The 255-nt window shown below is 48.2% G+C and carries 1 protein-coding gene; it reads right to left on the bottom strand.

All coding sequences use genetic code 11. The annotated features are described in order from the left end of the window. A partial coding sequence (locus M3191_RS18855) for a transposase (RefSeq protein ID WP_251701754.1) occupies positions 1–255 on the bottom strand: 255 nt, incomplete at both ends.

Consider the following 255-nt stretch of genomic DNA (forward strand, 5'->3'; position numbering starts at 1 on the left):
TGAAGTGGACATTGCACCGTTGCCAGGATGTTCCCACAAAGTCTTGTTGAATCGCCTTTTTAAGACCTTCATGGGCATCGGAGACGACTAGTTTCGGCGATTGTAGACCTCTTGAAATTAGGTGTTGAATAAAGGCAGACCAGCTTTTGAAGCTTTCGTTGTGATCGACTTTCAAGCCAAGGATTTCCCGGCGACCCTCTTTGTCAATTCCAAGAGCGAGGTATACAGCCTTGGAGACGACACGGTTGTCCTCCC

The organism is Sporosarcina luteola, assembly GCF_023715535.1.
Lineage (GTDB): Bacteria > Bacillota > Bacilli > Bacillales_A > Planococcaceae > Sporosarcina > Sporosarcina luteola_B.